This window comes from Variovorax paradoxus (genome assembly GCF_030815975.1).
In the GTDB taxonomy this organism is placed as follows: Bacteria; Pseudomonadota; Gammaproteobacteria; order Burkholderiales; family Burkholderiaceae_C; genus Variovorax; species Variovorax paradoxus_N.
On the sequence record NZ_JAUSXL010000002.1, the window covers coordinates 2230742 to 2243974 of the forward strand.

The 13233-nt window shown below is 67.4% G+C and carries 12 protein-coding genes and 1 pseudogene; 7 read left to right on the plus strand and 6 right to left on the minus strand.

Annotation, left to right across the window (positions count from 1 at the left end; all coding sequences use genetic code 11):
* The first annotated feature begins 70 nt into the window (after positions 1-70).
* From QFZ47_RS14275 to QFZ47_RS14295, 5 genes are all read left to right on the plus strand, one after another.
* The gene (locus QFZ47_RS14275; protein WP_307656255.1) at positions 71-931 is read left to right on the plus strand and encodes an IclR family transcriptional regulator; all 861 of its coding nucleotides are present in this window, start codon (positions 71-73) and stop codon (positions 929-931) included.
* Between the two features lie 169 nt (positions 932-1100).
* Positions 1101-2639, plus strand: coding sequence for an L-piperidine-6-carboxylate dehydrogenase (amaB, locus tag QFZ47_RS14280; protein ID WP_307656256.1), 1539 nt, complete (start codon positions 1101-1103; stop codon positions 2637-2639).
* Positions 2640-2737: 98 nt separating this feature from the next.
* The gene (locus QFZ47_RS14285; RefSeq protein ID WP_307656257.1) at positions 2738-3640 is read left to right on the plus strand and encodes an amino acid ABC transporter substrate-binding protein; all 903 of its coding nucleotides are present in this window, start codon (positions 2738-2740) and stop codon (positions 3638-3640) included.
* Positions 3637-4878, plus strand: coding sequence for a pyridoxal phosphate-dependent aminotransferase (locus QFZ47_RS14290; protein ID WP_307656258.1), 1242 nt, complete (start codon positions 3637-3639; stop codon positions 4876-4878). The genes QFZ47_RS14285 and QFZ47_RS14290 overlap by 4 nt, the downstream gene beginning before the upstream one ends.
* Before the next feature lie 157 nt (positions 4879-5035).
* On the plus strand, positions 5036-6709 hold the full coding sequence (locus QFZ47_RS14295; RefSeq protein ID WP_307656259.1) for a thiamine pyrophosphate-binding protein: 1674 nt from the start codon (positions 5036-5038) through the stop codon (positions 6707-6709).
* A 9-nt stretch (positions 6710-6718) separates the two neighbouring features.
* On the opposite strand, the gene QFZ47_RS14300 is transcribed toward QFZ47_RS14295, so the two are convergent.
* Complete coding sequence (locus QFZ47_RS14300) at positions 6719-7021, minus strand: hypothetical protein (RefSeq protein ID WP_307656260.1); 303 nt, start codon at positions 7019-7021, stop codon at positions 6719-6721.
* Between the two features lie 407 nt (positions 7022-7428).
* Between QFZ47_RS14300 and QFZ47_RS14305 the strand changes: the two are divergent.
* Positions 7429-8186 (plus strand): annotated as a pseudogene (locus QFZ47_RS14305) (TSUP family transporter).
* A gap of 25 nt (positions 8187-8211) precedes the next feature.
* Complete coding sequence (chrA, locus tag QFZ47_RS14310) at positions 8212-9555, plus strand: chromate efflux transporter (RefSeq protein WP_307656261.1); 1344 nt, start codon at positions 8212-8214, stop codon at positions 9553-9555.
* A gap of 219 nt (positions 9556-9774) precedes the next feature.
* On the opposite strand, the gene QFZ47_RS14315 is transcribed toward chrA, so the two are convergent.
* The 5 genes from QFZ47_RS14315 to QFZ47_RS14335 all read right to left on the minus strand — a co-directional run bounded on the left by QFZ47_RS14315 (position 9775) and on the right by QFZ47_RS14335 (position 13211).
* Entirely contained in the window at positions 9775-11286 is a 1512-nt protein-coding gene (locus QFZ47_RS14315; RefSeq protein WP_215245878.1) for a tripartite tricarboxylate transporter permease, read from the minus strand.
* 12 nt (positions 11287-11298) lie between these two features.
* Positions 11299-11787 (minus strand): tripartite tricarboxylate transporter TctB family protein, encoded by a 489-nt coding sequence (locus QFZ47_RS14320; RefSeq protein ID WP_307656262.1) that lies wholly within the window; start codon positions 11785-11787, stop codon positions 11299-11301.
* 197 nt (positions 11788-11984) lie between these two features.
* Positions 11985-12416, minus strand: a complete 432-nt coding sequence (gene rbp, locus QFZ47_RS14325) for an RNA-binding regulator (RefSeq protein WP_307656263.1) — start codon at positions 12414-12416, stop codon at positions 11985-11987.
* Positions 12417-12596: 180 nt separating this feature from the next.
* Positions 12597-12830, minus strand: coding sequence for a DUF3820 family protein (locus QFZ47_RS14330; protein ID WP_021005079.1), 234 nt, complete (start codon positions 12828-12830; stop codon positions 12597-12599).
* 6 nt (positions 12831-12836) lie between these two features.
* The gene (locus QFZ47_RS14335; RefSeq protein ID WP_307656264.1) at positions 12837-13211 is read right to left on the minus strand and encodes a translation initiation factor Sui1; all 375 of its coding nucleotides are present in this window, start codon (positions 13209-13211) and stop codon (positions 12837-12839) included.
* Positions 13212-13233 lie beyond the last annotated feature (22 nt).

Below are 13233 nucleotides of genomic sequence, written 5' to 3' on the forward strand. Positions count from 1 at the left end.
TTTCAAATTTATTCCATTCAATGGAATATCATCGAGAAAATCGATCCCAGGAATTCCACAGGAGCAAGGTATGGAAACTCCCTCGGCGGCCAGCGGCGGCGTGCCGCGTGTCTTTTCGGTGATCCGCGCGCTCGGCGCGGTGCAGGCCGAGGGCGGCCGCGTGACGCAGATCGCACGTTCCGTGGGCCTCACGCAGGCGACCACGCACCGGCTGCTGCAGTCGCTCATGGCCGAGGGCATGGTCGAACAGGACGAGCGCAGCAAGCTGTACCGCCTCGGCATCGATTTCTTCGCGCTCGCGGCCAGCGCCGGCAACCCCGGCGACCTGCGCTCCATTTGCCGCCCGGTGCTGCTGCGCCTGTGCGCGAGCCTGGGCGACAGCATCTTTCTGCTGGCGCGCAGCGGCTTCGACGCGATCTGCCTCGATCGCAGCGAAGGGCCGTTTCCGATCCGCTCGTTCACCGGCGACATCGGCGGGCGCATCGCGCTGGGCGTGGGGCAGGGCGCGCTCGCGATCCTGGCCTTCCTGCCCGAGGCGGAGCGCGAGGAAGTGATCCGCTTCAACCTCTCGCGCGTGCGCGAGTACGGCGTGTACGACGAGGTGTACCTGCGCACCGAGATCGAGCGCGTGCGCCAGGCCGGCTATGCCGGGCGCAACACCGGCCTGCTCGAAGGCATGGCCGGCGTGGCCGTGCCCATCCTCGACCGCGAGGGCCGCGCGGTGGCCGCGCTGAGCGTGGGCACCATCGCCGACCGGCTCAATGCCGACCGCATGCCCACGGTGGTGGAACTGCTCAAGCGCGAGGCGGCGGCCATCGGGCCGAGGATCAACCCCTTCGACGCAACGCTGAGGCGGCCGGCGCAGAGCCTGGCGGGTTCGCCCGCAGGGCAGCGCATCAGCCTGTCCGAGGCGCCGGGGCCCTCGAACTGAGGCAGTGTTCGTGCGCTGTGCGAATGAAGGGCGAAGGAGTTCATTCCTGAAACGCACCAAGTCCTTCGGTTTTTTCGCTATGCAAGCAGGCACTATTCGCAGATATTGAGCCGTTGCCGCGTCCCCGCTGCCCTTCTTCTTGTTCTCCTTTCTCCACGCCGGAGCCTCCATGCCAGAAGCCCAAGCCCCCCTTCCCGTCGCCGCCGAAGTCGCGCAGCTGCTGCAGCGCCTCGGCGTTCCGAATTCCGCCAGCACCGGCGGCGAACTGACGGTGCGCTCGCCGGTCACCGGCGAGGTGATCGCGCAGGTGCCGCAGACCACCGCCGCCGAAGCGGCCGCCGCCATCGGCCACGCGCACGAGGCCTTCAAGGCCTGGCGCAGCGTGCCCGCGCCGCGCCGCGGCGAACTGGTGCGCCTGCTGGGCGAAGAGCTGCGCGCGGCCAAGGCCGACCTGGGCCGCCTCGTCACGCTCGAGGCCGGCAAGATTCCGTCGGAAGGCGCGGGCGAAGTGCAGGAAATGATCGACATCTGCGACTTCGCGGTCGGCCTCTCGCGCCAGCTCTACGGCCTCACGCTCGCCACCGAGCGCGCCGAGCACCGCATGATGGAAACCTGGCATCCGCTGGGCGTGTGCGGCGTGATCTCGGCCTTTAACTTTCCGGTGGCCGTGTGGTCGTGGAATGCGGCGCTGGCGCTGGTGTGCGGCGATTCGGTGGTGTGGAAGCCGTCCGAAAAAACACCGCTCACCGCGCTGGCCGTGCATGCCATTGCGCAGCGCGCCATCGCGCGTTTCGGCGATGCGCCCGAAGGCCTGCTCGGCCTGCTGCTGGGCCAGCGCGACATCGGCGAGGTGCTGGTCGACGACCACCGGGTGCCGATTCTCTCGGCCACCGGCTCGACCGCGATGGGCCGGCAGGTGGGGCCGAAGCTGGCCGCGCGCTTCGCACGCGCCATTCTCGAGCTCGGCGGCAACAACGCGGCCATCGTCACGCCTTCGGCCGACCTCGACCTCACGCTGCGCGCCATCGCGTTCTCGGCCATGGGCACGGCCGGCCAGCGCTGCACCACGCTGCGCCGGCTGTTCGTGCACGACAGCGTGTATGACGCGCTGGTGCCCAAGCTCGCCAAGGTGTATGCCAACGTGCAGGTCGGCGATCCGCGCGAGGCCGGCACGCTGGTCGGTCCGCTGATCGACCGCGCCGCGTTCGACGGCATGCAGAAGGCCTTGGGCGAAAGCCGCGAGATCGGCGCCACGGTACATGGCGGCCAGCGCGTGGAGGGCATCGGTACCCAAGACGCCTTCTACGTGCGCCCCGCATTGGTCGAGCTGAAGTCGCACGACGGCCCGGTGTTGCGCGAGACCTTCGCGCCCATTCTCTATGTGGTGCGCTACACCTCGCTCGACGATGCCATCGAATGGCACAACGCCGTGGGCGCGGGCCTGTCGTCGTCGATCTTCACGCTCAACGTGCGCGAGGCCGAGCGCTTCCTGTCGAGCGCCGGTTCGGACTGCGGCATTGCCAACGTCAACATCGGCCCGAGCGGCGCCGAAATCGGCGGCGCCTTCGGCGGCGAGAAGGAAACCGGCGGCGGCCGCGAAGCCGGCTCCGACAGCTGGAAGGCGTACATGCGGCGCGCGACCAACACCATCAACTACTCGACCGCGCTGCCGCTCGCCCAGGGCGTGACCTTCGAGATCAACGACTGATCGGCTCCGGCCTTGTGTTCTTGCCGCGCGGCATTTCGCTGCAGCGGGCAGGGCGGCGGCCGTGCGTCCCCAAGAAAAACAACCAGGAGACAGCGAACATGAAGATGCAACTGAAGACCCTCGCCGCCGCAGCGCTGCTCGCGCTCGCTTTCGGCGCCGCCGCGCAGCAGGCCCCGGCCGGCGGCACGCTCGACAAGATCAGGAGCAGCGGCAAGGCGGTGCTCGGCGTGCGCGAAGCCTCGCCGCCCATGGCCTACATGCTGGGCGCGAACGAGAAATACGTGGGCTACCACGTCGAGCTGTGCGAGCGCGTGCTGAAGGACATCGCGCCCTCGGCCAAGCTCGAATACATGGCCGTGACCGCGCAGAACACCATTGCGCTGGTGCAGAACGGCACGCTCGACATCGGCTGCGGCCCCACCACCAACAACACCGCGCGCCAGCAGCAGGTGGCGTTCGCGCTCACCACCTATGTGAGCGAGGTGCGCATGGCGACGCGTGTCGATTCGGGCATCAGCTCGCTCGACCAGCTGGCGGGCCGCATCGTGTCGGCTTCCACCGGCACCACCGCCGTGCAGCTGCTGCGCAAGCGCGAGCGCGCGCAGAACACCACCATCACCACGATGCTCGGCAAGGACCACCTCGAGAGCTTCCTGCTGATGGAGTCGGGCCGCGCCGATGCCTTCGTGCTCGACGACAACCTGCTCGCGGGAATCATCGCGAACGCGAAGAACCCGTCGGCCTACCGCATCGTCGGCGATGCGCTGGGCTCCGAACCCATTGCGCTGCTGTTCCGCAAGGACGACGCGGCCTTCAAGACCGCGGTGGACGACGCGCTGCGCCGCCTCATGAAGAGCGGCGAGCTCGAGAAGATCTACGCCAAATGGTTCGTCGCGCCGATTCCGCCGAAGAACACCAGCCTGAACCTGCCGATGAGCGCGGCGCTGAAGCAGCTCATCGCCGAACCCAACGACAAGCCGCTGGAGGCCTACGCGAAGTGACATCCGCCGTTCTCGATCCCACGCCTTCGACCTCCGCGTTCGAGCCCGCGCAGCGCGTGCGCGCCATCGGCGTGTCGGAAATCCTGCGCATCACCGACCATGCCAACGCGCTCAAGCGCGCCGGCCGGCCGGTGATCGTGCTGGGCGCGGGCGAGCCGGACTTCGACACGCCCGAGCACATCCGCGCCGCCGCGGCCCGCGCGATGGAGCGCGGCGACACGCGCTACACCGTGCTCGACGGCAGCCCGGCCATGAAGGCCGCGGTGCAGTTCAAGTTCAGGCGCGACAACGCACTCGACTTTGCACCGGGCGAGATCAGCGTGGGCGCGGGCGCCAAGCAGGTGATCTTCAACGCGCTGATGGCCAGCCTGAACCCGGGGGACGAGGTGATCCTGCCTGCGCCGTACTGGACCTCCTACGCCGACATCGTGCAGATCTGCGGCGGCGTGCCGGTGAGCGTGCCCTGCAGCGAGGCGCAGGGCTTTCGGCTGGATGCCGCGCAGCTGGAGGCAGCCGTCACGTCGCGCACGCGCTGGCTGTTCCTGAATTCGCCTTCCAACCCGAGCGGCGCGGCCTACAGTGCGGTACAGCTCGCGCCGCTGTGCGAGGTGCTGCTGCGCCATCCCGCGGTGTGGGTGCTGGCCGACGACATCTACGAACACATCCTCTACGACGGCCTCGCCTTCGCCACGCCGGCGGCCGTGGAGCCGCGGCTGCGCGAACGCACGCTCACCGTGAACGGCGTGTCCAAGGCCTATGCGATGACCGGCTGGCGCGTGGGCTACGGGGCCGGGCCGCGCGCGCTGATCGCGGCCATGGCAGTGGTGCAGAGCCAGTCGACCTCATGCCCGTCGTCGGTGAGCCAGGCCGCCGCGATCGAGGCGCTCACGGGGCCGCAAGACATCGTGGCCGAGCGGCGCGCTTCCTTCCAGCAACGCCGTGATTTCGTGGTGGCCGCACTGAACCGCGCGCCGGGCCTGCATTGCCGCGTGCCCGAAGGCGCTTTCTATACTTTTGCGAGTTGCGCGGGCGTGCTCGGGCGGCGCACCCGCGGCGGTGCGCTGCTGCGGACCGACAGCGATTTCTGCAGCTACCTGCTGCAGGACTACGAAGTGGCGGTGGTGCCGGGCAGCGTGTTCGGGCTGGCGCCGTATTTCCGCATTTCGTATGCCACGTCGATGGCGCAGCTCGAGGAGGCGTGTGCGCGCATTGCCGCGGCATGCGAAGCTCTCGAATGACCTCGCATTTCTCCCTCCCCTTCCGGGGGAGGGCAGGGGTGGGGGCAAGCGGCATCTCAATTGCCGTCGGCCTTTCCAGCGCCGCTTGCCCCCATCCCCGCCTTCCCCCGGAAGGGGAAGGAGCAAATACCAACACCTTCATTGCATTGGATTCAGCATGACCTCTCCCCGCACCGGCGGCCAGATCCTGGTCGACCAGCTCATCACCCACGGCGTCAAGCAGCTCTTCTGCGTGCCCGGCGAAAGCTTTCTGGCCGTGCTCGATGCGCTGCACGATGCATCCATCGAGGTGACCGTGTGCCGCCAGGAAGGCGGCGCCACGATGATGGCCGAGGCGCAGGGCAAGCTCACGGGCCGGCCCGGCGTCTGCTTCGTCACGCGCGGGCCGGGCGCCACCAACGCGGCGGCCGGCGTGCACATCGCGCACCAGGATTCGACGCCGCTCTTGCTGTTCGTGGGCCAGGTCGCGCGCGAGGCGCTGGGCCGCGAGGCCTTCCAGGAACTGGACTACGGCGCGGTGTTCGGCACCATGGCCAAGTGGGTGGTGCAGATCGACGATCCGGCGCGCGTGCCCGAGCTGGTCTCGCGCGCCTTCCACGTCGCCACCTCGGGCCGGCCCGGTCCGGTGGTGATCGCGCTGCCCGAAGACATGCTGACCGAAGCCGCAACGGTGGCCGATGCGCAGTCCTATGCGGTGGTCGAAACCCACCCGGGCGCGGCGCAGATCGCCGAGTTGCAGCAGCGCCTGTCGCAGGCCCAGCGGCCTGTCGTCATCCTGGGCGGCAGCCGCTGGTCCGAGGCGGCCACGCAGCAGTTCGCGGCTTTCGCCGAGGCGTTCTCGCTGCCGGTGTACTGCTCGTTCCGCCGCCAGATGCTGCTGTCGGCCGAGCATCCCTGCTACGCGGGCGACCTGGGCCTGGGCGCGAATCCGCGCATGCTCGAGCGCATCCGCAACGCCGACCTCGTGCTGCTGGTGGGCGGCCGCCTGTCGGAAGTGCCGTCGCAGGGCTATGAGTTGCTCGCCATCCCGCAGCCGAGGCAGGCGCTGGTGCATGTGCATGCCGATGCCGACGAGCTTGGCAAGCTCTATCGCCCGTCGCAAGGCATCCACGCCACGCCGCAGGCTTTCGCCGAAGCCGTGTCCGCGCTGCGCCCGGAGTCGCCACCCGCCTGGCAGGCCGAGACAAAAACCGCGCGCGAAGAGTTCCTCCGCTGGAGCGATCCGGCCCCGATCCGCATTCCCGGCCCGCTGCAGATGGGCGAGGTCATGCAGCATCTGCGCGACGTGCTGCCGGCCGACACCATCTTCTGCAACGGCGCGGGCAACTTCGCGACCTGGGTGCACCGGTTCTGGCCATTCCGCGCGTTCGCGAGCCAGCTTGCGCCCACCAGCGGATCGATGGGCTACGGCCTGCCGGCCGGCGTAGGCGCCAAGCGCCTCTGGCCGCAGCGCGAGGTGGTGGTGTTCGCGGGCGACGGCGACTTCATGATGCACGGTCAGGAGTTCGCCACCGCCGTGCAGTACGGGCTGCCGATCATCGTGGTGCTGCTGGACAACGCGATGTACGGCACCATCCGCATGCACCAGGAAAAGCACTACCCGGGCCGCGTCAGCGCCACGCAGCTGAAGAACCCCGACTTCCGCGGCTATGCCGAGGTGTTCGGCGGCCATGGCGAGCGCGTGGCCAGCACCGAGGAGTTCGGCCCCGCGCTGGCGCGCGCCCGCGCGAGCGGCAAGCCCGCGATCCTGCATTGCCTGCTCGATCCGGAAGCCATCACGCCCGCGAGCACGCTGCAGAGCATCCGCAAGGCGGCACTGGCGGCCAGCTAGCGGCGGGGCTCAGGGCAACCCGGGCGCGTATTTGGGCGGCGAGGTGCGCGCGCTGCCATCGGAGCGGCCCGCGGCCTTGAGCCGCGCGGCGCGCGCCAGCGGCTCCATGGCCTGCTCAAGGCGGGTGGCGAGCAGGTACAGATCCTCATCCTTGGTTTCGACGGCGTGCGCGCGCGTCATGCGCACGATCTCCGCGGCGTACTCCGCATTGGTGGCCATCCATTCGGTGTCGGTCACGCGCCCGTGCTTTCTCCGCAGCGCCACGTGAAGGCGCGCGGCAAGCGCAATGCGTTCGCTTTCGGACATGGACATGACGGTCTCCATGGATGGATCAAGCACCTGCGTGCACAAGTCATGCCATGCCGTTAACGGTCCGAAACACTTTGGTTTGCGAACAGGCCCCCGGAGCCAAGGCAAAGCGGGTTATTCCCAATGCACTCGGGAGGTGCACCGCCTAAAGTCTGCCCACTCGCGAACGGGCCCAGCTCGTACTGCCGAGGGTCCGAGGAGACAAATTCGGTCAACAACAAAAATTCTTCAAGGCTTCCGATCGAGAAGCCGTGCTGAACTTCAAAAGGCGTCGCTGGTCGGCGCTTTTTTTTGTCCGCCGCAGCGCGCCCAGCGAGCCATTTTCTTCTGGCTAAAGAGGACTCTCGCACCCGTCTCATCTCTGGTTGCAGCTCCTTTTTTGATAGCAATCCGGGTGCGACAATCCCGCTATGGAAATGCTGGTGGTCACGGGCGCCTCGCTGCTCGCGGGCTTTGTCGATTCGATCGTGGGCGGCGGAGGGCTGATCCTCGTGCCGGCGCTCTTTGCCGTCTTTCCGGGCGCGCCGCCGGCCACCTTGCTGGGCACCACAAGAGCGCGTCCATTTGGGGCACGGCCGCGGCGGCGGCCCAGTTCAGCCAGCGCGTCCGGATGCGCTGGGGCGCCCTGTGGCCGGCCGCGCTGCTCGGCTTCATGGGCTCGATGCTGGGCGCCTGGGGCGTGACCGTGTTCCCGGGCGACTTCCTGCGCCGCGCGCTGCCCGTCGTGCTGCTGGGCGTGCTGCTCTACACGATCGCGCGCAAGGACCTGGGGCGCCATCACGTACCGCGCTTCGGCGGCCGGGCCGAAACGCTGGCGGCCTGCGCCATCGGGCTCTCGGTCGGGTTCTACGACGGCTTCTTCGGCCCCGGCGCGGGCAGCTTCCTGGTCTTCCTGTTCGTGCGCTGGATGGGCTATGACTTCCTGAACGCCTCGGCCTCGGCCAAGATCATCAACACGCTCACCAATGCCGCGGCCCTGCTGCTGCTCGCGCTCAAGGGGCACGTCTGGTGGCACTATGGTCTGGTGATGGCGGTGGCCAACGTGGCCGGCAGCCTGCTGGGCACGCGTGTTGCGCTGAAACACGGGGCTGGTTTCGTGCGGGTGGTGTTCATCGTCGTGGTGAGCGCGCTGATCCTGAAGACTGCCCATGACGCATTCCTGAAATAGCAAAAAAACCCGAAAGTCCTCCTGCATGCCGCCACCAGAGCCTCTCGAACCTCCCGCCCCCGTCAGCTTCTGGCAGGCCTTCGGCTACTGGCTCAAGCTCGGCTTCATCAGCTTCGGCGGGCCGGCCGGACAGATCGCGCTGATGCACCAGGAACTGGTCGAGCGTCGGCGCTGGATCTCGGAGAAGCGCTTCCTGCATGCGCTCAACTACTGCATGCTGCTGCCGGGCCCGGAAGCCCAGCAGCTGGCCACCTACATCGGCTGGCTCATGCACCGCACCTGGGGCGGCATTGCGGCGGGTGTGCTCTTCGTGCTGCCGTCGCTCTTCATTCTGATTGCGCTGTCGTGGGCCTACATGGCCTACGGCCACGTGCCGGCCGTGGCGGGCCTGCTCTACGGCGTGAAGCCCGCGGTGACGGCCATCGTGCTGTTCGCCGCCTGGCGCATCGGCTCGCGGGTGCTCAAGAACGCATGGCTCTGGGCGATTGCCGTGGCGGCCTTCGTGGCGATCTTCGCGCTGCGCCTGCCGTTTCCGCTGATCGTGCTGGCCGCCGGGGCCATCGGCTACTTCGGCAGCCGGTTCGCGCCGGCGTACTTCGCAGCGGGTGGCGGGCACGGCAGCGCCGCGGCTTCGGCCGGGCCGGCGCTGATCGACGACCACACGCCGACGCCGCAGCACGCGCTTTTCGGCTGGGGCCGTTTCGCGCGCGTGCTGGCGGTTTTTTTCCTGCTGTGGCTCGGCGCCCTCGGCGCGCTCACAGCGCTGTACGGCTGGAACGGCGCACTCACGCAGATGGCCTGGTTCTTCACCAAGGCGGCGCTGCTGACCTTCGGCGGCGCCTACGCGGTGCTGCCCTATGTGTTCCAGGGCGCGGTCGACCACTACCACTGGCTCAGCGCCACGCAGATGATCGACGGGCTGGCGCTCGGGGAAACCACGCCGGGTCCGCTGATCATGGTGGTGTCGTTCGTGGGCTTCGTCGGCGGCTGGGGCCAGGCGCTGTTCGGCCCGCAGGCGCTGTTCGCGGCGGGCGCCGCGGCGGCAACGGTGGTGACCTTCTTCACCTTCCTGCCGTCGTTCCTGTTCATCCTGCTGGGCGGCCCCTTCATCGAGTCGACCCACGGCAACCTGAAGTTCACCGCGCCGCTCACCGCCATCACCGCGGCCGTGGTCGGCGTGATCGTCAACCTCGCGGTCTTCTTCGCCTACCACGTGCTCTGGCCCGCAGGCCTGTCCGGCCCCTTCGAGATCCCCTCCGCCCTCATCGGCGTCCTCGCGGCCATTGCGCTCTTCCGCTTCAAGGCCGGCGTGATCCCCGTGGTGCTCGCCTCCGCGCTCACCGGCATGGCCTGGCAGCTACTGCATTAGGCTCGCCCCCAGTCTTCGCGCACTTCGTGTCGCTACGCCAACCCCCTACCGGGGGCAACACCGGAGGCCCGGCAAAGCCGGTTCCTCGGTGGCACTTGGCTCGCCCCCAGTCTTCACGCACTTCGTGTCGCTACGCCAACCCCCTACCGGGGGCAACACCGGAGGCCCGGCAAAGCCGGTTCCTCGGTGTTCCTGGAATGTCCCGTCTCAGGTTCCGGGTTATTCCTCAACGAAGGCTTCTTCGCGTTTTGCCTTGATCGACGGCAGCAGCACGATGCCCAGCAGCAGCGCCGCGGCCACCAGCAGGCCGGCCGACAGCGGCCGCGTAATGAACACGCTCCAGGCGCCACGCGACAGCAGCAGCGCGCGCCGCAGGTTCTCTTCCATCATCGGCCCGAGGATGAAGCCCAGCAGCAGCGGAGCCGGCTCGGTGCGCAGCTTCAGGAACAGATAGCCGATGAAGCCGAAGATCGCCACCATCCACACGTCGAAGGTGTTGTTGTTGGTCGAGTACACGCCAATGGCGCAGAACAGCACGATGGCCGGGAACAGGAACTTGTAGGGCACCGTCAAGAGCTTGATCCACATGCCGATCAGCGGCAGGTTCAGCACGATCAACATTGCGTTGCCGATCCACATCGAGGCGATCAGGCCCCAGAACAGCTCGGGGTTGCTGGTCATGACCTGCGGGCCGGGCTGGATGTTGTGGATGGTCATCGCGCCCACCATCAGCGCCATCACCGCGTTGGGCGGAATGCCCAGCGTCAGGAGCGGAATGAAGGAGGTCTGCGCACCGGCGTTGTTGGCCGACTCGGGCGATGCCACGCCGCGGATGTTGCCCTTGCCGAACGGCACTTCGCCGGGACGCATCTTGATCTTCTTCTCGAGCGCATAGGCCGCGAAGGCCGCCAGCAGCGCGCCGCCGCCGGGCAGGATGCCGAGCGCCGAGCCCAGCGCCGTGCCGCGCAGCACCGCCGGCGTCATGCGCTTGAAGTCATCCTTGGTGGGCCACAGGCCCTTGACCTTGTGCGTGAACACCTCGCGCTCGTCGTCGGGCTGCGAGAGGTTGCCGATGATTTCGCCGTAGCCGAACACGCCCATGGCAATCACCACGAAGCCGATGCCGTCGGTCAGTTCCGGAATGTCGAAGCTGAAGCGCGCGACGCCCGAATTGACGTCGGTGCCCACGATGCCGAGCAAGAGGCCCAGCACGATCATCGCCACCGCCTTGAGCAGCGAGCCCGAGGCCAGCACCACCGCGCCGATCAGGCCCAGCGTCATCAGCGAGAAATACTCGGCCGGGCCGAACTTGAAGGCCAGTTCCGTGAGCGGCGGCGCGAAGGCCGCGAGGATCAGCGTGCCGACACAGCCGGCAAAGAACGAGCCCAGGCCCGCCGCAGCCAGCGCCGGGCCTGCGCGGCCCTGCCTTGCCATCTGGTAGCCGTCGATGCAGGTGACCACCGAGGAAGATTCGCCCGGCAGGTTCACCAGGATGGCGGTGGTCGAGCCGCCGTACTGCGCGCCGTAGTAGATGCCGGCCAGCATGATCAGCGCCGACACGGGCGGCAGCGCATACGTGGCGGGCAGCAGCATCGCGATGGTCGCGACCGGGCCGATGCCCGGCAGCACGCCGATCAGCGTGCCCAGGATGCAGCCCAGCAGGCAATACAGCAGGTTGGTGAAGGTGAAGGCAACGCCGAAACCGATGGAAAGGTTGTGGATCAGGTCCATGGTGCTTGCTCCTCAACCCGAAATGAAAGTAGGCCAGACCTGGATCTGGAGCTTGAGCGCCCAGATGAAGGCCACGTAGCTGCCGGCCGCCAGGATGGTGGAGAGCACCAGCACGTCGCGCAGCTTGAAATGCGAGCCGGCCATGCTCGAGATGATGGTGAGCGCGTAGATCGCGACGATCATTCCCATGGCGGGCAGGCCGATGCTCGGCAGGCCGCCCAGCAGCACGCCGAACGCCACGTTGGCGCCGAGCACGAAGGCCAGCGGCTTCCAGGCCCATTTGCCGATCGGGTCGCCGCCGGCGGTTTCGACCACCAGCGCCTGGAACATGATGAATGCCCCCAGGAAGGCCAGCAGGATGCCCAGCATGAGCGGGAAATAACCGGGGCCCATGCGGGCGCCGTCGCCGATGTTGTAGGTGGTGGCGCCTATGGCGAAAGCGCCGCCCACGGCTGTGAACATGACTCCTGAAAAGAAGTCAGCCTGACTCTTGATACGCATTGTCTCGACCCTCTTGATTGGAGGGGTGAGGGTCGTCGCCTGCGGCTGACCGTTGGCTGACCGGCACGGTAAGGACAAATGCGTACCGGGTTCTCCCAGGGGTCGCGCGAAGGGCAGACAGAAATGAAAAAAGCTCCCGAAGGAGCTTTTTTGTTCAGAGGGCCGAAGCCCTCTTGAGTGCGTAAGTGGGAGAGGGCTTAGTAGCCGCCGCGACCACCGCCGCCGCCGCCGTAGCCACCGCCACCACCGCTGCGGCCACCGCCGCCGCCGCTGCCGCCACCACCGTAGCCGCCGCCGCCACCACCACCGCCGTAGCCGCCGCCACCACCGCCAGCGCCGCCGCCGTAGCCGCCGCCACCACCGGTACGGGGGGGACGAGCTTCCATCGGACGTGCTTCGTTCACGGTCAGGGCGCGGCCCTGGAGCGAATGGCCGTTCATGGCTTCAACGGCTGCCAGCGCTTCAGCGTCGGTGCCCATTTCCACGAAACCGAAGCCCTTGGAGCGACCGGTGTCGCGTTCCATCATGACCTTGGCGCTGACGATCGAGCCGAACTCGCCGAAAGCCTGTTCCAGGTCGTTATCACGCACGGAGTAGGCGAGGTTGCCTACGTAGAGTTTCTTGCCCATTGAGGGACTCCTAATTCAAACCAACAAGACAAAGCGATGGAGTCCCAGAATCACAACAAACAAATGCGCTGTGGCGCGAAACTGACCGATCACCGAATTACGTGCACGGGAGCAAGCTCACAGACACGTAGGCTGAATTATCAGGCCTATCCGGAAAAAGCGGGGCGAAATCCGCGCTTATTACGAAACATCACGCCCTGACGGGCGGTTTCGCAACGGTTGCAGCAGGCCGGAGAGCCCATTGTGGTCTATTTCATGCATCAAATGGAGCAGCCGGCCAATTTCGCCTGCGGGAAAACCCTCGCGCGCGAACCAATTCAGATAATTCCCCGGCAAATCGGCAATCAGCGTGCCCTTGTGCTTGCCAAAGGGCATTTCGAGCGTGACGAGGCGCTGCAGGTCTTCGGGTTTCATGGAAGTTCAGCCTCCTGCCCGCTTGACGGTGTGGCCCTGCTTCGAGAGTGCGGCGACCACCAGTTCGCGGTGGTCGCCCTGGATCTCGATGAGGCCGTCCTTCACCGTGCCGCCCGAGCCGCAGGCCGTCTTGAGCTGCTTGCCCAAGGCCGCGAGCGCGGCCGCATCGAGCGGCAGGCCCTTGACCACGGTCACGCCCTTGCCTTTGCGGCCCTCGGTCTCGTGCGATACACGCACAATGCCGTCGGTGGCTGGAATGCGCGCGCTGGTTTGCTTGCAGCGGCACTGCGCCATGGGCGCGCCGCAATCGGGGCACATGCGGCCGCCCGCCTCGGTGGAGTACACCAGGGCGCTGGCCTGGCTGCTTTTCATCGTTGCCATTCGATCGATCCCATCTTCACTT

Bases quoted from the DNA above. Each gene is read 5' to 3' on its own strand.
- QFZ47_RS14320 (WP_307656262.1), bottom strand. From the start codon at position 11,787: ATGCGTATCAAGAGTCAGGCTGACTTCTTTTCAGGAGTCATGTTCACA.
- QFZ47_RS14300 (WP_307656260.1), bottom strand. From the start codon at position 7,021: ATGTCCATGTCCGAAAGCGAACGCATTGCGCTTGCCGCGCGCCTTCAC.
- QFZ47_RS14275 (WP_307656255.1), top strand. From the start codon at position 71: ATGGAAACTCCCTCGGCGGCCAGCGGCGGCGTGCCGCGTGTCTTTTCG.
- QFZ47_RS14335 (WP_307656264.1), bottom strand. From the start codon at position 13,211: ATGGCAACGATGAAAAGCAGCCAGGCCAGCGCCCTGGTGTACTCCACC.
- QFZ47_RS14330 (WP_021005079.1), bottom strand. From the start codon at position 12,830: ATGAAACCCGAAGACCTGCAGCGCCTCGTCACGCTCGAAATGCCCTTT.
- QFZ47_RS14315 (WP_215245878.1), bottom strand. From the start codon at position 11,286: ATGGACCTGATCCACAACCTTTCCATCGGTTTCGGCGTTGCCTTCACC.
- QFZ47_RS14285 (WP_307656257.1), top strand. From the start codon at position 2,738: ATGAAGATGCAACTGAAGACCCTCGCCGCCGCAGCGCTGCTCGCGCTC.
- amaB (WP_307656256.1), top strand. From the start codon at position 1,101: ATGCCAGAAGCCCAAGCCCCCCTTCCCGTCGCCGCCGAAGTCGCGCAG.
- QFZ47_RS14295 (WP_307656259.1), top strand. From the start codon at position 5,036: ATGACCTCTCCCCGCACCGGCGGCCAGATCCTGGTCGACCAGCTCATC.
- rbp (WP_307656263.1), bottom strand. From the start codon at position 12,416: ATGGGCAAGAAACTCTACGTAGGCAACCTCGCCTACTCCGTGCGTGAT.
- chrA (WP_307656261.1), top strand. From the start codon at position 8,212: ATGCCGCCACCAGAGCCTCTCGAACCTCCCGCCCCCGTCAGCTTCTGG.